This window comes from Pedobacter roseus, assembly GCF_014395225.1.
Taxonomy (GTDB): Bacteria; Bacteroidota; Bacteroidia; order Sphingobacteriales; family Sphingobacteriaceae; genus Pedobacter; species Pedobacter roseus.
On record NZ_CP060723.1, the window covers coordinates 403,379 to 429,747 of the forward strand.

Genomic DNA, 26,369 nt, shown 5'->3' on the forward strand with positions numbered 1-26,369 from the left:
AGAGCATCTACTGCATTTTAAAAAACGTCTACAATATATCTACAGATTTTTTTAATGTATTGTTTTACAGTGATTTGTCTGTATTGTCTATTTTTGCTTTTCGTCTACAAGTATATCCAGGCTTCAATCTTTATGTTAATTTTACGATATGAAATACCTGGCTCTAAAAAACTTAATATTCTTAACGGGCATATTTTTTTGCTGTTTTAAGGCTGGTGCGCAAACTATGTTGGATAGTACAGCGCTGGGTAACCTTAGTGAAAAAGATAAACCGGCCTTGCTCATCCAGCTGGCAGAGCGGAGCAGGATCAATGGCGATTATATGGGTGCTATCGCGAAAGCGCAACAAGGAGCAGCCTTAGCTTTAAAGTTTAAAAACTTCATCGAAGCCACAAAGGCTTACACTGTTAAGGTGAGTGTGTACGCCACTACTAAACAATTTATATTAGCAAAAAAAGCAAGTGATAGCACTTTGTCCCTTGCACAACAGTCACGTAAGCCAATAGCACTGGCTTATGCATATTATGCGCAGGCCTTATTCTATAATGCCATTGATAATAGCGAGAAGATTACCAAATACTGTCAGCTGGCACTGAAATCGTTGGGAAAAGAACCTGAGCCTTATCTCAGTGCCAGGATATATTATCAGTTATATATGCTCAACTCGCGTAGGGATGATGTTAAAAATGTAAACAAATATGCCATAGCAGCTACAGAAAATGCCTTAAAAACAACTGATTACAACCTTTTGAGCAATTGTTACATCGCTTTATCAGTTGCTGCTGATTATAACTATGCAGGTACCAAAAAAGAAGTTTTCCGGGATAGCGTTCTCTATTATTTAAACAAAGCACAAAACCTTTATCAGCAGTATCCTAAATACGTTGCCCGAAAAACATATAGCATTGCCTGTATCAACAGTGCCGATTATTATTTAAGGTATTTCCCGGATACAGATCAGCAGGCAAAAGCCAATGCCATCCGCTATGCCAGTATGGCCAATGAAGTAATGAAAGGGGCAATAAATGGTGAGGAAATCAGGGCAAGCAGTTTGGGGATTTTGAGCGAATATGCCAGGAGAGACAAAAACTTTATAATGGCAGAAGCCTATTTGCAAGAGGCTTATAGCATAATGGTCAGCAAAAAGGTGCCTTATTATTATACTTTAATTAATGTAGTAACTGCGCTCTCCAATTTTTATGAGCAAAGGGGAAACTATGAGAAAGCACTCGAATTCCAGAAAAAAACGACAGAATACAGCAATAAACTTTTTGATGAAAAGAAGACCTTAAATGCCCAGAAACTTGAGGTGCAGTACGAGGCAGAAAAAAAAAACAATGAAGTAAAACTGTTAAAGCAGCGTGAGCAATATGCGCGGCAGCAAAAGTACCTCTATATCGGTATTGCCATTGCTTCTCTATTGGGCCTGATATTTATGTTCCGCTCTTATCATTTCAGGTTAAGGTATTCGTTACAGCGCGAAAAGCAGCTGCATTTGGAAAAACAGGATGCTGAACTGCAGATGAAATTCGAAAAAGAAGAGCAGGCCAGGTTAAAGGCAGAACAGTTACTATTGGAAAGCCAGCAGCAACAATTACAGAAAGAAGTAATGGCCAACCAGTTACAGCTGGAACATAAAAAGGAAATGTTATTCCAGATTAAAGAAAAACTCAGCGATAATCATCAGCTCAATATCAATAAAATCTGGAATGAAGAATTGCTTTTGGATAATGATTTTGAAGAAGCTAAATTTCAGATCCAACAGGTACATCCAGAATTTTTTTCTCTGTTAAATCAAAGGGCACAACAAAAACTTACCTCGCTTGACTTAAAACTCTGTGCTTACCTCCATTTAAAAATGGACACCAAAAAAATTGCGCAGCTGATGCATATTGAAGCCAAAAGTGTGCGCATGAGCCGCTACCGCGTTAAACAAAAACTGGGTCTCGATAAAGAAGAGGATCTGAATTTATTTTTGCAGAACATGGCTTAAATATTCTGGTTTTCTAAATCTTTTTTAGGGCGAAAAATAGCTTAATCCAAATGGTTGAGCAAACTGAACTGTTTTTGTACTTCGGCTAGTAGCTGTTCTTTTTTTATGATTATTTTGCGCATTTCCAGCTTTTGCCTTGATAATTCCCCTGTTTGTGCATGGCAGCATTGCGTACCTTTTCAGTATTGGTTTTATTCTGACTAATCTGTTGCTGGGCAATAATTAAGCGGTCAAAAATTTCACCTTCCTTAAAAGCTTTATAATAATTGCTTGTTGCCGATTTCAGCTCATTGCCGTATTTTACATCTCCTGTTTCCAGCGCATTTATCTCACTGATAATTTTATCAAAAGCTTTTTCTTTTTCGGTTATTGCCTGCTGTGCGCATTTAAAATCGCCATCAATCAGGCATTTTAGTTTCCGCTCATTTGGTCCGTTTTTACCCAGCATTATATTAAATACAGTGCGTTTCTTTTGCTCCAGGACAGTTTTAAGATGAATTGCTTTTTTAGACTGGCAAGAAGCCATAACTAAAATCAACATGGCTAAAAAGATGTTTCCTGGCTTCATATTGGTTATGGCAAATTTTTTGGATTATTTTCTGATCAGATCTGTAATTAAAAGTGGATTATCCTTTTTCAGGCTTTCAACCAGTTCATTAACAGCACCCACGGTAGGGTTTTTTTTCAAATGTTCTACCTCTGCATCTGTAATGCCTACCAGTTGAAGGAAGCTTACTTCGCCATGTGGTGTTTTTATTTTGCCCAGTTCGGGGTCAAGTGCAAAAACAAAGCCTGTTATTTGTGTATCAGTATTTAGTCTTATCGGCCCATTGGCCGGGATGAAATGATTTTCTTCAAACCATTTACCACTCGAAAATACATACCTGGCCAGGTTGTTCATTACCTGTATGGCCCAGATGGGATCATTTTGGTCATCTTTAAAAGGCGCCAGCCTAAAGGTAAATTCAAAGCCCCATTTGCTAAATTCCTCACCCGCTTTTTCTTCATTATAATACAATTCGCTCATGCCGTAACTAATGATATGGCGGTGAAAAGTTTGGTGGCTGCTGTAATAAATACTGGCACCATCTATCGGATCCGTTCCGCCAGCTAAATAGTGAAGTCCGCACAATGGCCCATAATGGCGTGGTTCCGTATCTCCGTATATTTTTTCCAGCTGATCGTCTATTGCCTGCCAGCCCGGTGTATCTTCTGTATTAAACTGTTGTTTATAAATTTCGCTGTCCATCATGATTTTCAGATTTTAGGTGACTATTGCTTTTCAAAGACTTTGCCATTTATTTCCATAACAATTGGTAATGGAATATTATGAAATGTTTTTCTGCTTTTACTGGGAAAATACCGTAGTACCATCAATAGCCAGTGTTTTTACATAAAAACTCATCTGCGTAGAGGTACCGCCACCGGTAATGTAAAAACTCTCAGACGAAGCCGCTAATTGTCCATCTGTAAACGATATTCTACGTGGTTTTTTTATGTCGCCAACGGTTACCATCGTAATCACGCCTGATGTATTTTTAATCTGCCCGGCCATCCATTTCAATAAAAATTCGTCAGGGTTCTGACCAAGCTCCATCGAAATGCTGCAGCTGCCATTACTAATTAATTTGCCTTCACCAGCGTCGTAAAAAGGATTGTTTAAAGAGTAGCTGGCACCATAAAGTTTATAGCTATGGCTGGTATTAGTGGCCTTGTCCGTTAATTTTAATTCAACTTCTGCCTGCGCCTCATTTTGCGCAGCAGCATTAAAACTGCATAGCAATAATAGCAGGATGAGTGTTTTGTGATACCATTTAGTTTTCATAGTAGATATTTTCTAAGTTGATGTTAAGAAGCAAAATTGAATTTTCCTTCGAATATTTTTCCGATAAGTGGAACAGGTTTTTCCAGTTCGTTGTTGGCTGCTATAATACCCAGCAGTAACAATACAAATGGAATTAATAAAATGAGGTAAAAAATAGCGCCTAAGGATGGAATAATCGCTAAAATAACACTGCTTAAAATGCTTAAAATAATTGAGGTGATGATCAGTCCGAGCGATTGCCCAAGATGATAGTTAACCAGTTTACTTTTTTCTGCTGATTTTTTAAACTCCAGATAAGAAATGATCCAACCGATTAATGTAATGTAGGCTACAATAGCCATTGTTTTCTGTTTCATGTGATTAAATTTTTTCGTGAATTGAATAACTCAAAGTTATGGGCAGTTAAACCGTCGGCCAAGAAAAGGCCGGCTACACAGCGACTACCTGTTTCTAAAAAAGCGTCTACAAGGAGACTACAAAAGTGGTTTAAAAGGCTATATGCCATTTATTTATTGTAATTCTGCTGTTGTAAAAGTGTTTCTTTCCTATTTTTGAATATGCAGCTACCACTGAAAATTTTATTAAGCCTCTTTATTAGTCTTTCCCTTTTTTCTAAAAGTGCAGAGGCTCAAAAAATCTATCTCGATTCTTTGAACACTTTGCTTCTACAAAAAAGTACAACCAGAGAGCTCAGGGTAAATATATTGTGCAAGCTGGCAAAGGCCAATTTTGAAAAAAACCTTCCACTATCTTTCCAATTGGCCGATCAGGCCCTTAAGGTTAGTGCAGGGCTAAAAGATGGGAAAAGTAAAGCAATGACCTATGCCACGATGGTGCATTTATATGTTTGGAAGAAAGACATGAAAAATGCTTATCAAAGCCTGGATAGTGCCATGTACTATGCCCGGAAAACGAAAGACCGGGCTACCCTGGGTTTTGTATGGTTTAGAAGCGGCTGGTTAGACCTGGTGAATGATGAAAATGATAAATCCATCACTAAAATGTTTAAAGCACTCGATTTTTTTAAGGGAGAAAACGCTTATGAATATGAGAGTACCATTTATCATTACCTGGCCAGCTTTTACGGATATGGCAACAACCCATCCAAACAACAGAAATATGCCGGTTTATGTTATCAAACAGCAGTAAAAAGCCAGCAGGTAGATCTGTTGAACAATGCTTATTTTACCATTGGGCAAACCTTTTTTGACCGCTTTAAGCTGGATACCACTAAACGTAATCTGCTGGATTCGACTTTAAAGGTTTACAAAAAATCGCTTTGGCTCTCCAAAAAACAAGAAGGGCGTTTACTCGTATACAGCAATACTGCCGCAGTAGCCCTAAATACTGCCAATACTTATTTTCAATACTTTCCGGCCAGCTATCGCGATAGTGCAGAAAAATATGTGGACGTGGCGATTGAAATTGCCACAAAAACTAATTTACAGGAGATTTTATTAAACTGTTATGGGTTAAAAAGTGAATATTACCTGAGAGATGGTAATTATGAGCAAGCCGAAAAAATATTATTGACTGGTTTGAGCAAAATAGCGGATGGTGTGGTTAAAATGCCCCTCACCAAGTCCAGAATATTTCAGGGACTATCCAATATTGCTGAGAAAAAAGGAGATAAGACTGCTGCACTAAATTATTTCAAAGAATACGTCGCGAATTATAAAAAAGCATTCGACGAAGAGAAAATAAATAATACCGTCAGGATTGAGGCACAATACCAGTCTGAAAAAAAAGAACAGGAAATCGCTTATCTCCATCAGCAGAGTGCTTACACGAAAAAGCTAAATATTTTCTACATCATTTCTGGTCTCACCGGGATAGTTGCTTTACTTTTTCTGTTAATCTCCTACAACTACAAACTCAAAGCATCGGTAAGGAAACAGGAATTAATTGATCAGCAAAAGGATGCTGCAGAACTAAAAGCACAATTAAAAGAAGCCGAAGCTTTGCAGTTAAAGGCAGAGCAAGATTTACTTAAAGAGCGGCAGGAACGCCTGGAAAAAGAGGTATTGGCGGGTAATTTGCAGATTGAAGAAAAAAATGAGCTGCTCGAATTGATATCGGGAAAGGTAAACAGTGAGAGCCATCTTTCGCTCGACGAACAGATCAAACGGATTGTGAATCAGCAGAAAAAGATGGATAAAGAGTTTGAGGAATATAAGGTCGATTTTTTCGATGCCAACCCTGCTTTTTTTGAGCGCCTGCAGGAGAAGGCAAACCAAACACTTACCCGGCTCGATTTAAAATACTGTTCTTATATGTTGATGGGTTTAACCAATAAAGAAGTTTCCATCCGTTTGGGCATCGAACCCAAAAGTGTGCGCATGAGCCGTTACCGGATTAAACAAAAACTGGGTCTGGGAAAAGACCATGACCTGAATCTGTTTTTGCAGCAGTTAGGATAGTTGTTTTGATATCTTATCGTAGCCATTTCTTGATCAGATCATACCTGAAATAAAAAGGCCGGGAATTTCTTTTCCCGACCCTTTTGAAACTAATTTTTAGCCAGTGTTGGGCTCGGCTGGTAGTAAAATTCTTCTTCTTCTGAAGTATCTGCGTTGATTTTTTGTGCAGGAATAACAGGTATTGGTTCGTCTATCCTTACCACAGGACCATCTTTTGCCAGTTCGCTACCGGCAACCTTCGATTTAAATATTGGCCACAATAACTGTGCATACCATTGGTCGCCTTCATAGTGCGAAATGCCATAAGCCTTAGGATATTTGCGGGTTATTAAAGCGGTGCCAAAAATAATGTCCCATAAGAAAAACATATTACCAAAGTTGCCTTTATAATAACCTACGCCATCATCGGTTGTGGCTGCATGGTGCGCATGGTGTGTGGCTGGCGTAGAAATTGTCCTTTCCAATACCCAGGCCAGTGGATGAAGGATTTTGTATTTATAAAATGGTTTGTCCCAGGGTATGCTCGAATGCGCCAGGGTGGTAATGGTGCCTTTAATGCCCCTCACAACAATGGCAGGTATACCAAGTCCTAAATATACCAGGGCCGTGGTTAAATAAGTTTGTGAGAAAAATAAAGTATAAATGGCGTTCTGTCTGCTCGCCATGGCCATGCCCATATACGAGGCAGAGTGGTGGGTGCGGTGAAAACGCCATAACCAAGGAATTTCATGGTGCAGCCTGTGGTACCAATATTGGGTCAGGTCATCAGCAATGGCAATAATGATGCAGCCCCAGAAAAAAGGAACCCATTCGAAAGTGTTTTTTAAGCCTGGTAATACAAATGGTAAAAACTTTAGGCCATAATAAGCCACAACAGGTCTGATGATTAACCTGGGTAAGGTAAAGCAGGCTATATCTACAAAACGTTCGTTTTTTGGCCACTTCCCTTTATATAAGCCAAAAGAAAATTCGAGTACACCAATAAAGAATACTAAAAAAGGAAAACCAAAACCATTCAGGTTTTCTATTATGTTTTTGATAAAATTAATCACTGGTTCCATTGCTTGATGAATTTTTAGGGTTTACAGATTTAGTTTTTTCGGATTTGTGTTGTTGTTTTAGCCAGGGCCTTTCGCCGGTAATGTAAAACGTAGCAAACATTAATGCGATAGGCAATACATAAATGAACAAGCTTAAAACAGCATTTTTAATGATTTTTTGTCTGGTTTTTTCTTCAATTTTCATGGTTCACAGGGTTTTAGTTTTTGTTAATGGTTTGAGGTGCTGGCTTGTTGCCAAGTAATTTTTGGGTAAGGTAAAGGCCACCAAAAATGATGATAAAGGGGATCAGCGTTATAATGATGCCCACCAATATCTTTTTTCCCAGGATGCTAAAGTCTGATACTGTCATTTTTTCTTTCGTTTTTATGGGTCAATAATTAATTATATCCAGGATTTTGGGTAAGTAGTGTATTGAGTTCTCTTTCGGTTTGAGGGATGGGGAAGAGGATGTTTTTAGCAGACACAGCCGATTTCTCCGGAATTTTTTTGAGTGCATCTATATAAGCGGCAGCGCCCTGTCTTACCAGATCGAACCACCGGTGTCCTTCCTGGATAAATTCTTTCCTGCGCTCTAAAAAAACCGAATCCCGGAAGGCATCTGCAGTTAAGCCCGGTGTTAAATCGGCAATTTTTGCCCTTGCTCTTACTTTGTTAATCGCATTGTAGGCATCAGTGGTAGGTCCGCTAATGTTGTTCACTACTTCTGCATAAAGTAACAAGATATCGGCATACCTGATTACCGGATAATTAACCCCGCTTTGTGCCTGCGTATTTAAAGGACTTAAGGTATAATCAACAAATTTGTTGAAATATGGGGTATAGGCATTTTTAAAAACGACGTACTTACTTGTAGCCGCATTGTAAACCGAATCGTAAAAAGTAGTTTCACGCCTGGTATCGGCCGCAGAAAAAAGTTGGTAAACACTTTTGTTGGCAGGTACATCAATAGGGAAGGTTCCGGTATTAAAGGAGGTAAAACTCTGACTAAGATTCTGTACCACGTTTTTAGCACCTAAGTTACTTTCGAACTGAACCGAGAATATATGTTCAATGCCATTTTTGGTGGCTTTTTGAAAAACATCTTTATAATTGGGGAAAAGGGCATAACCATAACCACCATTAATGACCGTATTGAGTTGCAATAGGGCATTTGGCCATAATTTTTGCGTAACATACACTTTAGCCAGGAGAGCGTGTGCCGCACCTGATGTTGCCCTCCCCAAATCTGCACTGCCATAACTTTTAGGTAAACTGGTAGCTTCCGTTAAATCGGCAATGATCTGTTGATAAACTGTAGCAGTGGGACTTCTTTTAACCAACAAATCTTCAATATTTACACTTTTAGGTTCGTGCAGTACCAAAGGCACATCGCCATATAACCTTACCAGGTTAAAATATAGTAGCCCCCTTACAAATTTTGCTTCGCGTACCAGCCTGTTTTTTAAAACCGTATCTGCTGAAACATTGGGTACATTATCAATCGCAATATTGGCCTTATTGATGCCGAAGTACAATTGTTGCCATACTTTCTGTATCCGGCTGTTGGAAGGGATATAGGTTGATACGCCTAATGCCCTCACATCGGGGTTGGTATTGCTCGGACTGAAAATCTGGTTATCGCTGGCATTTTCTACCAGTAGATTAAGCTGCCGGCCATACAAGGGGAAATCGCCGTTCGGATCGCTGTTTAAAGTGCTGTAAACTGCATTAACGGAGGAGATAGCATCAGATTGTGTTTTAAAAAACTGCGAACTTACAATAACCGAACTTGGGTTTTCTTCGAGTTTTTTACAGGCCGTTGCGGTAAATATGATGATTGTTAATAACCAGATTGTTGGATGGGTGATTGTTTTTTTCATCTGTATATTAATTTTATAAAGTAATAGATAGGCCTGCCAAAAAGGTTCTGGTGGCGGGGTAGGTTCCAAAGTCGATGCCTTGTTTGGTATTGTCGTTATCGTAAAAATTCACCTCAGGATCTAATCCTGTGTATTTTGTAACGGTGAACAAATTTTGGACAGACACATAAAACCTTAAATTTTTGAGTTTGATTTTATTTGCCCAGTCGGTTTTGAAGGTGTAGCCCAGCGATACATTTTTAAGTTTTAAGTAGGAGGCATCCTCAATTAAACGGTCGGTTACCTGGGGTACCGGCGAATTGGTTACGCGTGCAACAGTAGCCCTCTGGTTCTGGGGTGTCCATCGGTCTAACAATGTAGCCGAAGCATTTTGGGTAAGTGTTGGCCGCTCTAAACTTTGTTGCAATAAATTAAACACTTTATTGCCGTAAGAACCTTGAAAGAATATCGATAAATCTATACCCCTATAATTAAAAGTATTGTTTAAACTGCCGGTAAACTTTGGCTGGGCACTGCCCAGGCTATGTTTGTCGGCCGTGGTAATAATCCCGTCCTGGTTGCTGTCTACATACTTTGTATCGCCAGCCTGCTGCGGTACTCCACCCAAAAGTGGAGTGCCATTGGTCAGGTCGGCACTGGTTAAAAGTCCGTTGGTATTGTAGCCCCAAAAAGTACCCACAGGCAACCCCACCTGTACGATTACCGGCGATACTTGTCCTGTTGGCGCTACCGGGAAAAAGCTTTTCACATTTTCGCCCAGGTTGAGCACTTTATTGCGGTTAGCACTAAAAATGAGTGTGCTTTTCCAGTTAAAATCCTGTGTTTTTATGTTCTCGGTATTCACAGAGAACTCAATGCCATGATTGGATACACTCCCGATATTTTTTAACGCACTGGCATAACCTGTGTACAAGGGCAGTGGTACATTGAGCAATAAATCGGTTGTTTTTTTACTGTAGGCATCAAAAGTAACCGTAATGCGGTTGTTTAAAAAGCCCAGATCCAGACCGGCATTATACTGCGTGGTGGTTTCCCATTTTAGGTCGGGGTTTGCAATCTGCACAGGAGATATCCCGGTAACCAGTTTGCTGCCCAGGTAATAATTGCTGGGCGCTAAAGAAGCAAGGGAGCTATATGGTGGTATTTCCGAATTACCGGTTTGTCCGGCGCTCAGGCGAATTTTTAGACTGCTGATTACACTTTGAAGGGGTTTGAAAAATTCCTCATCGTTTACATTCCACGAAACCCCTACCGAAGAAAAGAATCCCCATTTATTTTCCTTGCCCAGTTTAGAAGAACCATCGGCCCTTTCGGATAAAGTAATATTGTAGCGGTGCAGGTAAGAATAATTGATACGTGCCAATACCGAGTTAAGGCTCGAACTGTGTGCAGCAGAATTGGGCAGGTTGGCAATACCCGCGTACGATAAATTATCAAAGGTGGTTAAATCATTGGGAAACTGCTGCGCAGAGGTGGTGAAAGATTTTCCGTTTTCGTATTGCGTACTGTAGCCTACAAGCGCATTAAAAAAGTGTTTTTCGGCAAAAGTATGGTTATAGGTTAAGGTATTTTCGTTAAGCCAGCTTAATGTATTTCCTGATCCAAGAGCGGCATAACCTTTTGTGGCATATCCGGTTGATCCACCGGCAGGTGAAGCCGTATAAGATGGTGCATAGTATTGCTGGTTGGTATTCAGGATATCAACCCCGGCAGTAACCTTTAAGGTAAGCTCTTTTAAGATTTTATATTCTGCAGCCGCATTGCCTAAAATCCGGTTCAAGGTATTCTGGTTTGTGGTAGTTGCTATATCCTGGAGCGGGTTGGTTGGCGTAGCATTTAAAGGATTAGTGATATTATAGCTTCCATCCGCATTTTTAATCTGGGCAATAGGAGCGGTAAGGATTAAATTAGCATAAGCATTACTGAAGTTGATGCTGTTGTAGGCACTGCCGGCCAGCTTGTTTTCTATAGACCTGCTCCCGAAAAAATTGGCTGTGACCTTAAGTTTTTCAGAAATGTCTTTCTCATAATTGATCCTTGCCGAATACCTTTCATAACCCGAATTGGTAATTACACCATCCTGCTTAAAATAATTGCCGGATATTAAGTACCTCGATTTTTCATCTCCTCCAGAAACCGAAAGTTCCTGGTTAAATATCGGTGCGCTGCTTAATGCCGAACCCTGCCAGTCTGAAGCGGTTCCAAAGGCCGCTATCTGGGTATCCGTATAGGTTTTTGCTACTCCGTCGCTGGTGTTTATGTCGTTTATCAGGGCTGCCCATTGGCTTCCATTTAATAAATTTAGCTTTCTGGCTACCCTTTGTGTACCGTAATAAGCGTTATAATTAACATTGTTAACTCCTTTTTTACCCTTTTTAGTGGTGATGATAATGACACCATTGGCTCCCCTCGAACCATAAATGGCGGTGGCCGATGCATCTTTTAACACTTCTACCGATTCGATATCGCTCGGGTTAATGGTTGATAAGGCATTGGAACTGGTACCGATGGAGCCGACGTTCGCATTATCATTATTATTATAAACAATAAAACCATCAATAACATAAAGTGGGGCATTGCCAAAAGAAATTGAATTACCGCCCCTGATCCTTACCGTTGCGGTACCACCCGGCTGACCTGAGTTTTGAGTGACACCGATACCAGATACACCGCCCTGCAACATGTTATCGAAACTTGCCGAAGGCTGTGCCAGCAGGGTTTTGGAAACAGAAGCTACTGAGCCGGTAACATCGCTTTTTTTCTGTGTACCATAACCCATCACAACGACATCGTTGAGGCTGCTTGTTTTTTCTGATAATAAAATGGTAATCGGACTCCCGTCAACCACAATTTCTTTGGTTTGATAACCAATAAAGCTGATGATGAGCGTATAAGGGAATTTTTGGCCGGTGCGGAAAGAAAAACTACCATCTGCCGCGCTGCTTACTGCATGTGTGGTTCCTTTTATGGCTAATACCACATTGCCAATGGGCTGTTTACTTACCGAATCTTTTACCGAGCCTACTAAGGTAGAATTGATAATTGGGGTACTTTCGTTCTGTGCACTTGCATTTTTGGTAATGATGGCGATTGCAAGAAATACCACCAGCCTGACGGCTATTTTTTTTCTATGGATAGATTTTTCCATATATTTATACAGTTTTATTTAATGATGAGAATTATTGGTAAAACCTGATGACCAGAAGTGATTGGCGTTACACTGGTTATCGAATTATATCCGGCAGGGCTTCCCTGTCGGTTTTGTTTTTTATAGACGCTATTTCATTTTTTGTGCTGTTTTAAAAAGGTTATACTTTTCCGATTAGCCTAAGCCAGTAATTATTTTTATTCAATGGGGGGATAGATGCTGCCGGATTAGCAACAACAGGAAAGGCACATTCGCATGGTAATAAATTGTAAATGGTGCATTGTGTTTTTATTTATCCTTGATGTAAACATCATTATTTTAGGCAAATATAAAAACATTTATCAATTTAACTACAAAGACTATGGATTTAGTATTCTTTTTTTTTGAAACAATAACTTTCCTTGCTGCATTTTAACTCCAATACAGTTAGATGCGTATAAAAAAAATCAGAATTTATTCTAAATTTTTGGAATGGGGCAGTGCCGAAAAAGTTTTAACCTCTTTGTGTGGCCTGGGAGAGAGCTGGTAAAACAGCACCCAATAAGTGATGGCCATAATCAATATACCTAAGAGCGCACTGATTATATCTTTCCTCTTCATACCAGCCCCTTAACAAAAATAATGCCGACCAAACAAGTAACGTGAAAATTACTCATCTTTTTGATCGGGTTATAATGTTGATCAGCTGTTGGTTTTGTAATCTAATGCTGATCAGAATGATTTATTATGGTACGTTTTCTCGAATAAAACCTGCAAGCACATTAAGCTCATTTAGTTTTATTTCGTTACCACACAATTTTAATGCTGTCCTCTTTTTTGAATCAGTTGTAGCATCAAATCGCAACGGAGACTACTCATGCCTTAGCTGTTCTAAGGTGGCTAAGGTGGTCAATTATACGGCGCAATATTTGTTTTTTGATTTTTCTGGCTATTGGGATTGACATTCATGAGCACTCTCCGATCCTCAATTCTGTTGGAATAAGCATCTCTCGTAGCCCATCAATTGCGTAAAACCTTACTGTCATTCATATTTATTTTTATGAAATAAATTCAAAATAACAGTTGTTTTCAAATAAAGCCAAAATCTGTTCCTTCCCAGCATAACCGCAATATCACTTATAAAATAGGGTAATTATACGGTGTTCAAATACATAAATATGTGGTTACTTAGACTGTAAATGTCTTACTATTTGTAAGGCAGTACTAACCATCTACAAACATAAATTGCTCTAAAATGATCACACTAAAACTGGAAGAAAGATTAGATGAAGTATGGAAACACTGTCAGCGCGGATTGGTTTATCCCTCGCCCTTCGCTATTTTCACCACCTTTTGGACAAAAACACGCGTAAACCGTTCGCAATTGGCCGACCTGATGGCGTCCCTAAGGAAAGAAATCAATACCAGTACCGAACTTAAAGATCGGAATACCTCGGTCATACTGGGTGTTTCTTTCAAAAACTGGGCTGCAATCTGCAACAGCGATAAATTGCCCTTACCAAAAGGCATGCGCTTCAATTTTCCTACTGAGAATGATCCTTATACTTCTGATGTTTTTGATGCCTCAAAAGGAGTATTTGATGATACAGAAGGCGATATCTGGTTTCACATCAAAAGCGACAGTAAAAATGCCTGCGAAGTGGTATTAGAACGTATTGTAAATACACTGAAAGAGGTAACCAAACATTATTTTGCACAGGATGCCGCTTCAAAATCAAACAGTAAAGATGGCAATAAAGGCAAGGTGCTGGGTTGTCGTTTTTCTGAAAACCTCAATAACCCTTCCGATCCCATCACCATTGCCAAACATACGCTGATCGGGGGCGAAGATATCGACCATTTGGGTGGTTCATTTGTATTGGCACAACGTTTTGTGATCAACTGGAACCAGATCAATATGATGACCGAAGACCAGATCGAAGATTTGATTGGCCGTAAAACCGACGATACCATCATTCCCGACCGCGATTCGCGTAGCCACATTAAATCGGCAAGGATTCAGGATGAAAATGGCAATACCACACCTATATTGCGTTTAGGTTTGCCTTTTGGCCGCGCAAAACAATCTTCTATCGGCTTCAGGGCACCAAAATCGGTGACCGTTTCTGATGAAGAAGGAATTTATTTTGCGGGTTTTGCCAAAGAAGCATCCAGTCTCGAAAACATCATGAGTAACCAGATTGGTGGCGACAATGGTTTTATGAACGACCGTTTGTTCAATCACCTTAAATCCGATCTGGGCGGATTTTTCTATATCCCAAACATCAACGATCTCGGCCTGGATCAACATCCCGATTACAGCAATAATTTCTCTTTTATGGAGAAAGGAGACTGGTCGAGGTTTCCAGGAGTAGATTGGTCGCGTTTAGACCGTCATTACCAGGATGCGTCTAAAAACGGATTGATGTACTATAATCACCAGAACTACCTGTTTACCATGTCAACCGGTATTAACAGGCACAACCAATATTTTAAGGTGCCCAGCAACCGGATCCTGAGCCTGATGGAAAATATTTTTTCTTTATGGCAGGATAACTGGTATTTCAACCGAAAACAGGAAGAAATTAAAGAAGACCTTCAATATTATATCAACGCTTACAAAGGAACCGACAAACCTGCCGATATCATGAAAGAATCGATCATGGTGAGGAAAGGATGGGCTGTGCGCATGAGTTTGCAGTTATTCAGTTCTCCGGAATATGGTTTCAGGGGACGTAAAATCCGCTTCCCTGATGGTAGTTTACATGCCTATTCTGCTTTTATCGAGGCAAAAGGCGAATGTGTATATGGTTCGGATACTTACCGGATTTCGCCCGAAGAAATTATTGTGGGGGCGATGCCGAACCTCTCCTTAGGAGAAGGGCGTTATGTAATGAAATACCTTTCCGAAACCGAACGCATGGATGGCTTTTTAAGCAACCTGAGTGAAGCTTCTGGTGTGGGTCACGTAATTCCGCATTACGAAAAAGCGATACAAAAAGGCCTCAAACAGATGAAAGAGGAGGTTTTGGCTTACGAACAAAAAGCAACTAGCGCAGAACTGAAAGATTTTTACCGTTCTTCTTATTTATCTTTAGAAGGTATTACCGAATACATCCTTAACTACGAAAAATTAGCGAGGGAAACTGCCGCTAAAATGGCCGAAGGACAGGCCTGGGAAAAGGCCAACCTGCTTGCCATTGCTGAGCGCATGAAAAAACTATCTACAGATAAACCAGAAACTTTTGTAGAAGCCGTACAGTTTATCTTCACCTTGCACTCCTGCCTGCACCTCAATGGAGAACCTACTGCAATCGGCAGGATGGACCAGCTGTTACAACCTTTTTATGAAAAAGGTGATGTTTCGGAAGATGAAGCACAGGAAATTATCGATGCTTTTTACATCAAACTGGATGAAAAAGTACAGCAGAACCGGATCTTTATGGAAGATCACCAGCCTTTTGGTAACCTGGCGATGGGCGGTGCCTCTGGTCCGTACCCTCAGGGCGCTTCTTTAGGCCAGTGGATCCAGCAGATTACCGTGGGTGGAACCGTAGCCGATGGTACAGTAGATTTTGCTTCGAGCAAACCCGCGTACAATGATGTAACCAAACTCTTTATCCGTGCTTCGGGCAGGCTGCCTTTAAATGCACCTTGTTTATCGCTGCGCACCCGTAAAGATATTCCAACAGAAATCCTCGAGGAAGCGGCCCACGCCATCCTTTCTGGCGGAGCACATCCTATATTGCTCAACGACGAAAAAATTATCGAAGGACTTTACCGCAGTGGTGATGATGTGGGTGGAAGCCTCAGCGCTGATCATAAAAACTGGAATTCTGCCGTGAGCATGCAATCGGCACAGAATTATGCCTGCGACGGTTGTTATGAACCACAATTCCCGGGCGAAAACTGGTTTTCATTAGGTGGCTTTTCTACTTTACAACCTTTAGAATGTGCCTTAAACCAGGGCAGAACTTATTCTTCGGCAGGGCAATCGTACCTGTTCGGACAAAATATTTCGCTTAATTCGAAACCAGCCGACCAGATCAAGAGTTTTGATGAGCTCGTTAAAATCTATTTCCAGCATTTCGAACTCTTAAACCGTAAGGCTTTTAACGGACAGCTGATGGGTTTTGGGGCCAATACCAAATTCTGCCCATCGCCGATATTAAATGTGTTAATGGACGATTGCCTGGCCCGCGGACTGGATTTTTATAGCGGCGGTACCAAATACAACATCTACGGTCCATGTTACATTTCGTTAAGCTCGGCCATTAACTCCTTGTATGCCATTAAAACCATGGTATTTGATGATAAAAATGCGGTAACCACCTTGCCCGAACTGTTAGAATGTTTGTGTTGCGATTGGGGTTATAAAATGACGGAACCTTTCATTAGTACTTTGGCAGGAGATTCGCGCATCACCAGCCGCTCTGATCGCTTTAAACGTTTAAGGGATATAGCCTTAGGTTTACCACGCTATGGCCGCGGACACCAGGAAATTGATACTTTCGGAAATAAAATTTTAGAAGGCATTGCCAGGATTTCGGTAGAAACTTTTACCAAACCGCTGCCACAAATGTACAGTGCCTTGCAAAACCTGGCCGCACGTTATGGTACGGAAGAACATCCTTTCGGGATCCAGATCCAACCGGGTGTGGGTACTTTCGAAAACCATGTAGAAATGGGTGCCTGGAATGGTGCCAGTGCCGATGGACGTAGATTGGGTACGGCAGTAGCTTCCGATTTAAGTTCGGCACCAAGCCCGATGGATTTACCGATCGACCATCAGTACGCAAGTTTTGAAACCTCGCTTGCGGGCTTTGAAGGAAAAGGTACCGACCTGATGACGGATGGTGCACCAACGGATTATAATATCGACGAAAATTACCCTGCAGATAAAATTGTAAAGATAATGCAGCAATTTGCCGAAGGCCATTCATCGAATATATTAACCATTACGGTAGCCAGTCCTGATACTTATGGCCAGGCCGTAGGCTCACCGGAACAGTTCGATCTGTTGCGTGTTCGTACAGGCGGTTGGTCTAACTTCTTTACTTCGGTGTTCCCGCTTACGCAGGATCAGCACCGCAGAAGACCGGTTTCTACACCAGAAGTGGTAGCACATAAAATGGAAGGTGATATTAGTAAATGCCCGTTCCATCATAAAATGGCGGAGGGGTAGGAGAAAATAATAAACCGCCTGTAGAAGATTATGGGCGGTTAAAAATTAGAGATGGTTAACAGTATATTCATCAGTCCACTACTTGCTTAGCACCCAAGACTTATTCTATATTTGTAAATATTAAATTGAATAAAGTAAATTGAATGAGAAGCGTAGTTTATGAGTTGGATGACTGTTATAAAATAGTAACTTATTCAAAGTTGAAATCAGGAGTTTGGTCTGCAACTAGTTTAATCAAGACGATTTACAAAAGTGAATCATGTATTAATTTTATAGATGCATTAATGAAATCTTTAAACGCTTCTAGTAAAAATTTAAAAGAGAAAGATGCCCTATCAAGTTCTGATTATTATAATTTGTTAGGGCTTAAAAAAGGAGTGAAGATAGAAAAGATAGCCAAGAGTTTTACCATTACTCTTGAAGGTAGTAACCTTTCAGTTATCCCAAGTACAAGAAATAACAATCATACTTACTATATTCCTCAACTTGAAGATAAATTAGAATATAGCTTAGTTCGCGACCTAAACATTAAATCAATTTTCACCGAAGTTTTGAAAAAGTGTGAATAGTATGCTGTCAAGATTAGTCGATCACTAGCGCAGGTTTTAGCTATTTTAGCGCAAGTCTTATTACTCTGTCCAATTAAAGGTATTATTTGTATTTTCGTTAAGCTCATTCAACATCCACATTAAAAAAATCTAAAACCCCTGGAGAAATTCTCAAATCGGGACGAAACACCATAATACCCTTGATAAAATGTCTTTTTAATTCTGCTCCATTTTTAATAGAAAAGGGTGTTTCAAAAGTAATGGCTTTGCACACGATTTTATTTGCAACATCATCCTGATGGTAAACAAGCAATTCTATACTTACATCATCGCCATCCGAGAGGTCAACATCATACTTTTTGTTAAGGTTTAACCGCAAGGAATCAAAAGTTATTGATTTTAAGATTTTAAGATTTTGGACATGATGAAAACCCTGCTGATCAACAATCACCTGTGTAATTTTATTGCCTTTAGCTTGAGCAAGTTGCTTAGAAAAAGTTCGGATCAGAAAAGACAATAGAAATATTGCAAATATGGCTGGTAATATCTTTAAGCTAGTATCTATTTTGTTAGAGAAAAGAAAACGCAGAGATCCTTCGTTCCTCAGGATGACAGCCATCGAGCATTACTACCATTGAAAAATTCCGATAGAATGGTCGTCATCTCGACTGAAGCGCAGCGGAATGGAGAGATCTTTGAAGTGAGTTGCTTAAATTTAGGATCTAAATGGCAATGGTATATTAAAGTTTGTGCTCCAAACGCAGAGATCCTTCGTTCCTCAGGATGACAGCCATCGAGCATTACTACCATTGAAAAATTCCGATAGAATGGTCGTCATCTCGACTGAAGCGCAGCGGAATGGAGAGATCTTTGAATTGAGTTGCTTAAATTTAGGATCTAAATGGCAGTGGTTATTAAAGTTTGTGCTCCAAACGCAGAGATCCTTCGTTCCTCAGGATGACAGCCATCGAGCATTACTACCATTGAAAAATCCCGATAGAATGGTCGTCATCTCGACTGAAGCGCAGCGGAATGGAGAGATCTTTGAAATGAGTTGCTTAAATTTAGGATCTAAATGGCAGTGGTTATAAAGTTTGTGCTCCATACGCAGAGATCCTTCGTTCCTCAGGATGAAAGCCATCGAGCATTATTATCATTGAAAAATTCCGATAGAATGGTCGTCATCTCGACTGAAGCGCAGCGGAATGGAGAGATCTTTGAAGTGAGTTGCTTAAATTTAGGATCTAAATGGCAGTGATTATTGAAGTTCGTGTTCCATACGCAGAGATCCTTCGTTCCTCAGGATGACAACTGGCGAGCGTCCCTCAGATTGCCAAGCAATCCCGAATAACAGATGTGGTTTGTTGAATTTTATTCATCAAGCCATAAAAATGATAAAATGGCGCTAAGAAAGATCAAGCACTTTAACAATACGGTTTAACCTTTCCGCTACCGTCGTATCGCCCTCAATTTTTATCACCTTACAATTAAGCCCGTTTAGCCAGTTTTCGTGGATGCCGATATTTCGTCCGGTAAAAGCGCGGTTGTCATATTTCGACGCCCAATCTATAAAATCAAGAAATAACTGATGCCGTTGCGGGTCGTCATAAATGGCATTTCCATAACGTTCCAATTCCCTTTTTACCAGTCGTTCCATTCTGATTTCCTGTGGCAGGTACAGGAAAACTGCGAGGTCGAACATCTGTTTCCATTCCTCGCCCCAACTCACCAGCGAGCCGCCAACGATGTAGTTTTCAAATGGGCTTAATTCAGCTTTAAGCAATTCGTTCCTCAGTAATGGATCTCTTTTTACGGTATACGGAACAGCTGATTTCTCCCAGAAAAAACTGTCAGTATCAAAATAAGGGATGTTCAGTTGCGAAGATAAAGCATTGCCCAAAGTTGTAGAACCTGCGCAGGAGGCACCAAGGATATGGATTTTCATCCTGCAAAGATATTGTAAAATGATTCGAGGCCAAAAAATACAGTTTTTTTAATGCCTGGCAGAACCTGGTGCATGAGTCGGACGGTTCATATCCGACTCATTTTTTTTACAGTTTTTCTCTACGGTTAGGACGACAAAGTCTGATCAAAATCCCAAAGCTCGTAAGGATGGCGAAAGCGCCCACAATAACATTAAATTTTTCGATCATATTTGTTTAGGTTAGTTATCCCAAATTATAACTTATTAATTACAAAAGAAATACCTGTGCATAAAATAGTTGTAAAAATTATTAACATTTTAAGATAGATGTGAAAAACATGTATTTAATCAGCGGCTGTAAATAAAACTGTAAACTGAAAGTTGTTAACTACCCATCCGCGTTTATCATCTTAAATCAGCGGCTGTAAATAAAACTGTAAACTGAAAGTTGTTAATTACCCATCTGCGTTTATCATCTTAAATCAGCGGGAACAATATCATAAAGGTTTTTCCCGCAGATGACGCAGATTAGCGCAGATTTTAAGGTAAGTATGAAAACATATATTTAATCAGCGGCTGTAAATAAAACTTGTTAACTACCTATCTGCGTTTATCATCTTAAATCAGCGGGAACAATATCATAAAGGTTTTTCCCGCAGATGACACAGATTAGCGCAGATGATAAAAGATGCGCTTTATGCTGTGCGGAAATCTACAAACTGCACGTATAAAACTAACGCATGCACGTATCAAACTAGCATACGCACGCATCAAACTATCATACGCACGTATCAAACTAGCATACGCACGCATCAAACTATCATACGCACGCATCAAACTAGCATACGCACGCATCAAACTAGCATACGCACGTATAAAACTATCGCATGCACGTATAAAACTAACATACGCACGCATCAAACTATCGTATGCACGCATCAAACTATCATACGCAAGTATAAAACTAGCATACGCACGCATCAAACTAACGTACGCACGCATCATAAGCCTTCCCTGAATTTTCAACGAACTATACTGCTATCTGGCGCATCGCCAAAGTGAGCCGGCATAAAAACATATACTTCCGTCAAAGTTGAAATTTAGTTCCCTACTTAAAGTTTCAAAAGCAACAAGACAGCCACGGTTGAATAGGTGATCCGATCTTCTTAAAGTTAATAATCTGTTAGCATTGGTTAAGAAATGATTGTTTACAAATACTAAATATAGTTTACTTTGGTTTGTCTTCCCGACAACAATGAACAATAGGAATTTATAAAGAAAATATTTGCTTTTCGATTTTATTAATTAAGTAATAATCGCTGGTTAGCCGTCTTCAGGTTTTGACCAGAATAAGAAACAGGATATTAATTACAGCGGATACAATTTAAATCTTCGATAAACATACTAACGCTCAAAGTCTCCATACCAGCAAAATCTCACTAATACAACAAAATAAACTAAAAACTATTAATTATGAAGTTAAATCTCTACAAAAGAAGAATGGAGAGGAGCATCAGCAGAATTGCGATACTGTTACTCTCGGTAATCTTTTGCAACGCCCGGGCCAGCTCGGCAGAAGGCGGAAAATTACCCCTATTAATAACTATGGTAAAAAATCAGCAAAAAGCCATAGTTGTTAAAGGAACAGTAAAGGAAAAAACCAACGGAAAAACTATGCCCGGCGTTAGCGTATCTGTTAAAGGAACTTCGACCACAGTTTCTACAGACGCCAATGGACAGTATCAGATCTCGGCACCCGAAAACGGTACCCTGGTATTCAGATTTATAGGTTTTAAAACAATGGAAACACCTGTTGAAGGAAGAGCGCGGATAGATGTTGCCTTAACTGAAGATGCTGCACAGCTTAACGAAGTAAATGTAGTTTCGACAGGTTACCAGGTTTTAGACCGGAAATTATTTACCGGTTCGGCAACACTGGTTAAGGCATCAGATGCACAGCGTAATGGTGTGCCTGATGTAAGCAGGATGTTAGAAGGGCAGGTTGCAGGGGTAAGTGTACAAAACGTTTCGGGTACATTCGGGGCCGCTCCAAAAATACGGGTACGTGGTGCAACATCGCTTTCAGGCGATAATAAACCACTTTGGGTAGTAGACGGAATTATTTTGGAAGATGTGGTCAACATTTCTAACGATGCTTTATCAACAGGCGATGCCAATACACTGATCGGTTCATCTGTTGCCGGTTTAAACCCCGATGATATTGAGAGTTTCAGCATTTTAAAAGATGCTGCCGCTACCGCTCAGTACGGTGCCCGCGCTATGAACGGTGTGATTGTAATTACCACGAAAAAAGGACGCGCAGGCGAGGGCGCACCTAAAATTTCGTATACAGGGAATTACACCACCTATTTAAAACCGCAATATTCGAGTTTCGATATTATGAATTCGGCGGAGCAGGTGGGGGTATTAACAGAACTGGATAACAAAGGTTTTTTTAACCATGCATCAGCATCAAGAGGTGCCGATGGCGGTATTTTCTCTAAGTATTACAATTCATTGTACGATTATGATGAGGCTACCCAAACATTTAAAACCAAAAATGATATTGCCACGCGCAAAGCATTTTTACAAAGATATGCTGAAGCCAATACCGATTGGTTTGATCTCTTGTTTAAAAACTCGTTGTTACAGGAACATTCAATAAGTATTAATGGTGGAACAGAAAAATTTCAGACTTATGCTTCAACATCTTACCTGCATGACAGTGGTCAAACCTTAGGTAATGGTGTTGACCGTTATACCGGTAATTTTAGGGCCAATGTGAAAATGAGCGACAAATTGAGTGCTGAGGTGCTAATAAACGGCTCAATCCGCGATCAAAAGGCACCGGGTACGTTAAATCGTAATTCAGACCCGGTTTATGGTACCTATTCAAGGGATTTTGACATCAATCCTTATTCTTACTCTTTAAATACCAGCCGTGCGTTAACTGCTTTTGATCAGAATGGAAACAGAGAGTATTTTACAAAGAATTATGCCCCTTTTAATATTTTAACAGAGCTTGAAAATAACTATTTAAAATTAGGTCAGATCGATTTAAAAGTGCAGGGCGGAATTAAATACCAGATCATTCCATCACTAAAATATTCAATTGACGGTGCTTACCGTTTTGCCAAAACCGAACGCCAAACCTATATCCTCGAAGGTGCCAACCTGGCTCTGGCCTACCGCGCAGATCAGGATGCAACCACAATCGGATCAAACAAATACCTGTACAGCGATCCCGATCAGCCTTATGCCGATCCCACAGTAGTATTGCCTGATGGTGGTTTTTATAATACCCAAACCGATAATCTTAAAAACTTTTATTTCCGCCATAACCTGGAATTCGATAAAACCTTTAATGTAGACCACAGGTTGAACGTTTTCGGATCAATGGAAGTTCGTTATATCGATCGTCAGGCCGAAAATTTTGACGGGGTAGGTTACCAGTACGAAAATGGAGGGGTGGTTAACCCCAGTTACAAATACTTCAAATTTGCACAGGAATCGGGCTTCCCCTATTATGGAATGGCTACCTACAGAGATCGCTTTTCTGCATTTTCGCTAAGGGCCGCCTACTCTTACAAAGATAAATATAGCTTTAATGCCACCACACGCTACGATGGATCCAATTTATTGGGCAGTAGCAGAAGGGCAAGATGGTTACCAACCTGGAACGTTTCGGGCGCATGGAATATAGATCAGGAATCTTTCTGGCCTAAAAACAACATTTTAAGTTCTGCCAGGGTAAGGGCAACCTACGGTTTGGTGGCCAATTTGGGCAACGCCAATAACTCATCTGCTCTTTTCTATAATCAGATTACCAGAAGACCTTACGAAAACGAAAAGGAAACAGCAACTTACATCTCCAGCTTGGAAAACTCTGAGCTTACCTGGGAGAAGCTAAAGGAATTTAATTTAGGTGCCGATTTAACCTTGCTTAACGACAGGCTTAACCTAACTGTTGATTTATACAAAAGAAACATTTATGACCTGATCGGGAGCATCCGTACATCGGGTATTGGCGGGCAGTTTACAAAAAATGCCAATTATGCCGATATGAGTGCCAAAGGTTTAGAGTTTACGGTTGCGGGCAACCCCATTAAAGGAACTGATTTTAAATGGCGGACCCAGTTTAATTTCGCTTTCAATAAAAACGAAATCACCAATCTTCAGGTTAGTCCGAATATATTTAGTTTGATTGATGCAGATGGCGGTGCGCTTATGGGTTACGCACAAAGGGGACTTTTTTCGCTTCAATTTGCCGGTTTAGATCACGATAACGGTTATCCTTATTACATCGATCAAAATGGGAAAAGGAATTCAAACGTAGATTTACAAAGTACAAAAACCGCATTTTTGAAATATGAAGGCCCGGTTGATCCCACTTTCACAGGCGGCTTTTATAACCAGTTCCGCTATAAAGCCTTTACACTTTCGGCGCTGTTTACCTTTGCAACCGGTAACAAGGTGCGTTTAGGAAATGTTTATTCTGCTACCTATCCTGATTTTTACGCCATGTCTAAAGATTTGCTTAACCGGTGGATCAAACCCGGCGACGAGCAGTTTACCAACGTACCGGCACTGTTAGATTCATACCAAACAGGTACGCAGGTTAAAGATGTTAACGGCAATACCATTTCTGCAGTATATCCTTACAATCTATATAATTTCTCTTCAGAAAGGGTAGCCAGTGGCGATTTTATCAGGTTTAAACAGATTTCGCTGGGTTACGAACTTCCCAAGGAGTTTTTGAGCAAACTGAAAATTGCCTCAGCGCAAATTTCGTTTGTAGGCAACAACCTTGCCCTGTTATATTCAGATAAGAAGCTTAACGGACAGGATCCGGAGTTTTTTGCCTCAGGCGGCGTAGCACTGCCAATACCAAAACAATATACTTTATCACTTAAAGTTGGTTTTTAAACAGCATAACAATGAAATTGAATCATACAAAAACTTTATTTCTTGCACTAGTCGCATTGCTTACCACACAATCGTGCAATAAATATTTAGATACAGAACCAGATAACAGAACTGAAATCAATACGATTGATAAATTGTCTCAATTGGTTACTACTGCTTATCCAGACCGCGATTACCTGTATTTTACAGAAGCGGCTTCCGATAATTCAGAAGATAAAGGGAACGGTGTTGGCGATTTAACCAATGTAATTTCTACTCCTTATGCCTGGCAGGATTTTATAGGAAGCGATACCGGTTCGCCAACGGCTTATTGGAATGCCTGTTACGAAGCTATTGCAGCTGCCAATCAGGCGCTCGAATCGATAGAAAAAAATAATTTCGGAAGTGCCGCATTACCTTACAAAGGCGAAGCTTTGGTGGCCAGGGCTTATGCACATTTTATGCTGGTTAACTTTTTTGCCAAAGTATATGAAATTAACGGCGCCAACAATTCGCCTGGTATACCCTATGTAACCCAGCCCGAAACCAAGGTAATCCAGAATTATGAAAGAGGAACAGTAGCCTCCACCTATCAGAAAATAGAAGACGATTTAAAAGCAGGAATGGCTTTATTGAACGGAACTGCTTACGAAGTTCCGAAATATCATTTTACACCTGCAGCAGCCAGTGCATTTGCAGCCCGCTTCTATTTATTTAAAGGAGAGTGGCAGAAAGTTGTCGATTTTGCCACTGCCACAGTGCCTGCTGGCGATTTTCTAAGCAATATCAGGCCCATCAATACCACTTTGAGAACTTACGGTACTGCAGAATTCAATTTGGCTTTTACCCGTTCCGATCAAAAATACAACCTGTTGCTGGCCACAACTTATTCGCTTTTTCAAAGACAGAATACTCCAAGACAAGGCTATGGACAAAATCTTGTTAAGATGTTTGGGGTAAACTACAATTTTACAGGCAAAGCAACCGGGCATAAAATTCTGTTTAACGGGGTACCTAACTATACCACCTATAAGTATAAAGAGCTGTTTTTCAGAACAACCCCTAACGCACCAAGCGGTGTGCCATACATTATGATGCCGCTTTTTACTGCTGATGAAGCGTTAATGAACAGGGCAGAAGCTTATGCAGAATTAGGACAATTGGATAATGCGGTAAAGGATATCAATACTTTTTACAGCACCAGAATTTTATCTTACAGCCCCGCAACTGATGCGGCCACAGTGGCAAGGCTATCTACTTTTTATAATCTTCCTGATCAAAAACAGGCCGTGATCAAGACCATTTTAGAAACCAAGAAATTCGAGTTTTTACAGGAAGGAATCAGGTGGCTGGATATTATCAGAAGGGGTTTGACTGTAGTGCACAACAAGTACGATAGCAATAACGATCAAACATTTCTAGAGTTAAAAGCCGGCGATAACCGCAGGGTTTTCCAGATTCCAGAAGAGGCTAAGCTTTCGGGCGTGCCATTAAATCCAAGATAATTAAATTAAATAAAGT

Annotated in this window: 17 protein-coding genes; 6 read left to right on the plus strand and 11 right to left on the minus strand. The window is 40.2% G+C overall.

Features of this window, described 5'->3' with window-relative positions:
• The first annotated feature begins 148 nt into the window (after positions 1-148).
• Positions 149-1,993 carry a helix-turn-helix transcriptional regulator gene (locus tag H9L23_RS01765; protein ID WP_187593387.1) on the plus strand — a complete coding sequence of 615 codons (1,845 nt, stop codon included), beginning with the start codon at positions 149-151 and terminating at the stop codon, positions 1,991-1,993.
• Positions 1,994-2,102: 109 nt separating this feature from the next.
• On the opposite strand, the gene H9L23_RS01770 is transcribed toward H9L23_RS01765, so the two are convergent.
• The 4 genes from H9L23_RS01770 to H9L23_RS01785 form a co-directional block, all read right to left on the minus strand.
• Complete coding sequence (locus tag H9L23_RS01770) at positions 2,103-2,561, minus strand: hypothetical protein (RefSeq protein ID WP_187593388.1); 459 nt, start codon at positions 2,559-2,561, stop codon at positions 2,103-2,105.
• 24 nt (positions 2,562-2,585) lie between these two features.
• Entirely contained in the window at positions 2,586-3,245 is a 660-nt protein-coding gene (locus H9L23_RS01775) for a suppressor of fused domain protein (RefSeq protein WP_246474809.1), read from the minus strand.
• A 96-nt stretch (positions 3,246-3,341) separates the two neighbouring features.
• Complete coding sequence (gene tssD / locus H9L23_RS01780) at positions 3,342-3,818, minus strand: type VI secretion system tube protein TssD (protein WP_187593389.1); 477 nt, start codon at positions 3,816-3,818, stop codon at positions 3,342-3,344.
• 23 nt (positions 3,819-3,841) lie between these two features.
• Positions 3,842-4,174, minus strand: a complete 333-nt coding sequence (locus tag H9L23_RS01785) for a DUF4870 domain-containing protein (protein WP_187593390.1) — start codon at positions 4,172-4,174, stop codon at positions 3,842-3,844.
• A gap of 294 nt (positions 4,175-4,468) precedes the next feature.
• On the opposite strand from H9L23_RS01785, the gene H9L23_RS01790 reads away from it, so the two are divergent.
• Positions 4,469-6,238, plus strand: a complete 1,770-nt coding sequence (locus H9L23_RS01790; protein ID WP_246474810.1) for a LuxR C-terminal-related transcriptional regulator — start codon at positions 4,469-4,471, stop codon at positions 6,236-6,238.
• A gap of 89 nt (positions 6,239-6,327) precedes the next feature.
• On the opposite strand, the gene H9L23_RS01795 is transcribed toward H9L23_RS01790, so the two are convergent.
• From H9L23_RS01795 to H9L23_RS01815, 5 genes are read right to left on the minus strand one after another with little or no spacing between them, the layout of a single operon-like run.
• Positions 6,328-7,299, minus strand: coding sequence for a sterol desaturase family protein (locus tag H9L23_RS01795; RefSeq protein ID WP_246474811.1), 972 nt, complete (start codon positions 7,297-7,299; stop codon positions 6,328-6,330).
• Entirely contained in the window at positions 7,283-7,483 is a 201-nt protein-coding gene (locus H9L23_RS01800) for a hypothetical protein (protein WP_187593392.1), read from the minus strand. Before H9L23_RS01800 ends, H9L23_RS01795 begins: the two co-directional genes overlap by 17 nt.
• Before the next feature lie 13 nt (positions 7,484-7,496).
• Positions 7,497-7,649 (minus strand): hypothetical protein, encoded by a 153-nt coding sequence (locus H9L23_RS01805; protein WP_187593393.1) that lies wholly within the window; start codon positions 7,647-7,649, stop codon positions 7,497-7,499.
• Between the two features lie 28 nt (positions 7,650-7,677).
• Positions 7,678-9,159: a RagB/SusD family nutrient uptake outer membrane protein gene (locus H9L23_RS01810; protein ID WP_187593394.1), complete on the minus strand. Its 1,482-nt coding sequence runs from the start codon at positions 9,157-9,159 to the stop codon at positions 7,678-7,680.
• A gap of 13 nt (positions 9,160-9,172) precedes the next feature.
• Positions 9,173-12,307, minus strand: a complete 3,135-nt coding sequence (locus tag H9L23_RS01815) for a SusC/RagA family TonB-linked outer membrane protein (RefSeq protein WP_187593395.1) — start codon at positions 12,305-12,307, stop codon at positions 9,173-9,175.
• Between the two features lie 1,234 nt (positions 12,308-13,541).
• On the opposite strand from H9L23_RS01815, the gene H9L23_RS01820 reads away from it, so the two are divergent.
• Together H9L23_RS01820 and H9L23_RS01825 are read left to right on the plus strand one after the other, a co-directional pair.
• The gene (locus H9L23_RS01820) at positions 13,542-17,471 is read left to right on the plus strand and encodes a Dyp-type peroxidase (protein ID WP_187593396.1); all 3,930 of its coding nucleotides are present in this window, start codon (positions 13,542-13,544) and stop codon (positions 17,469-17,471) included.
• Positions 17,472-17,614: 143 nt separating this feature from the next.
• Positions 17,615-18,040 carry a hypothetical protein gene (locus H9L23_RS01825; protein WP_187593397.1) on the plus strand — a complete coding sequence of 142 codons (426 nt, stop codon included), beginning with the start codon at positions 17,615-17,617 and terminating at the stop codon, positions 18,038-18,040.
• Between the two features lie 103 nt (positions 18,041-18,143).
• On the opposite strand, the gene H9L23_RS01830 is transcribed toward H9L23_RS01825, so the two are convergent.
• Together H9L23_RS01830 and H9L23_RS01835 are read right to left on the minus strand one after the other, a co-directional pair.
• Positions 18,144-18,536, minus strand: coding sequence for a hypothetical protein (locus H9L23_RS01830; RefSeq protein WP_187593398.1), 393 nt, complete (start codon positions 18,534-18,536; stop codon positions 18,144-18,146).
• Between the two features lie 888 nt (positions 18,537-19,424).
• Positions 19,425-19,964: a P-loop NTPase family protein gene (locus tag H9L23_RS01835; RefSeq protein WP_187593399.1), complete on the minus strand. Its 540-nt coding sequence runs from the start codon at positions 19,962-19,964 to the stop codon at positions 19,425-19,427.
• Positions 19,965-21,416: 1,452 nt separating this feature from the next.
• On the opposite strand from H9L23_RS01835, the gene H9L23_RS01840 reads away from it, so the two are divergent.
• Positions 21,417-24,869: a SusC/RagA family TonB-linked outer membrane protein gene (locus H9L23_RS01840; protein WP_223191026.1), complete on the plus strand. Its 3,453-nt coding sequence runs from the start codon at positions 21,417-21,419 to the stop codon at positions 24,867-24,869.
• An 11-nt stretch (positions 24,870-24,880) separates the two neighbouring features.
• On the plus strand, positions 24,881-26,353 hold the full coding sequence (locus H9L23_RS01845) for a RagB/SusD family nutrient uptake outer membrane protein (protein ID WP_187593400.1): 1,473 nt from the start codon (positions 24,881-24,883) through the stop codon (positions 26,351-26,353).
• The last annotated feature ends 16 nt before the right edge of the window (positions 26,354-26,369 follow it).

Excerpts from the sequence above, each read along its gene's own strand:
- tssD (WP_187593389.1), bottom strand. The coding sequence starts at position 3,818 with ATGAAAACTAAATGGTATCACAAAACACTCATCCTGCTATTATTGCTA.
- H9L23_RS01775 (WP_246474809.1), bottom strand. The coding sequence starts at position 3,245 with ATGATGGACAGCGAAATTTATAAACAACAGTTTAATACAGAAGATACA.
- H9L23_RS01810 (WP_187593394.1), bottom strand. The coding sequence starts at position 9,159 with ATGAAAAAAACAATCACCCATCCAACAATCTGGTTATTAACAATCATC.
- H9L23_RS01835 (WP_187593399.1), bottom strand. The coding sequence starts at position 19,964 with ATGAAAATCCATATCCTTGGTGCCTCCTGCGCAGGTTCTACAACTTTG.
- H9L23_RS01845 (WP_187593400.1), top strand. The coding sequence starts at position 24,881 with ATGAAATTGAATCATACAAAAACTTTATTTCTTGCACTAGTCGCATTG.
- H9L23_RS01820 (WP_187593396.1), top strand. The coding sequence starts at position 13,542 with ATGATCACACTAAAACTGGAAGAAAGATTAGATGAAGTATGGAAACAC.
- H9L23_RS01765 (WP_187593387.1), top strand. The coding sequence starts at position 149 with ATGAAATACCTGGCTCTAAAAAACTTAATATTCTTAACGGGCATATTT.
- H9L23_RS01770 (WP_187593388.1), bottom strand. The coding sequence starts at position 2,561 with ATGAAGCCAGGAAACATCTTTTTAGCCATGTTGATTTTAGTTATGGCT.
- H9L23_RS01785 (WP_187593390.1), bottom strand. The coding sequence starts at position 4,174 with ATGAAACAGAAAACAATGGCTATTGTAGCCTACATTACATTAATCGGT.
- H9L23_RS01800 (WP_187593392.1), bottom strand. The coding sequence starts at position 7,483 with ATGAAAATTGAAGAAAAAACCAGACAAAAAATCATTAAAAATGCTGTT.
- H9L23_RS01795 (WP_246474811.1), bottom strand. The coding sequence starts at position 7,299 with ATGGAACCAGTGATTAATTTTATCAAAAACATAATAGAAAACCTGAAT.
- H9L23_RS01840 (WP_223191026.1), top strand. The coding sequence starts at position 21,417 with ATGAAGTTAAATCTCTACAAAAGAAGAATGGAGAGGAGCATCAGCAGA.
- H9L23_RS01815 (WP_187593395.1), bottom strand. The coding sequence starts at position 12,307 with ATGGAAAAATCTATCCATAGAAAAAAAATAGCCGTCAGGCTGGTGGTA.
- H9L23_RS01825 (WP_187593397.1), top strand. The coding sequence starts at position 17,615 with ATGAGAAGCGTAGTTTATGAGTTGGATGACTGTTATAAAATAGTAACT.
- H9L23_RS01805 (WP_187593393.1), bottom strand. The coding sequence starts at position 7,649 with ATGACAGTATCAGACTTTAGCATCCTGGGAAAAAAGATATTGGTGGGC.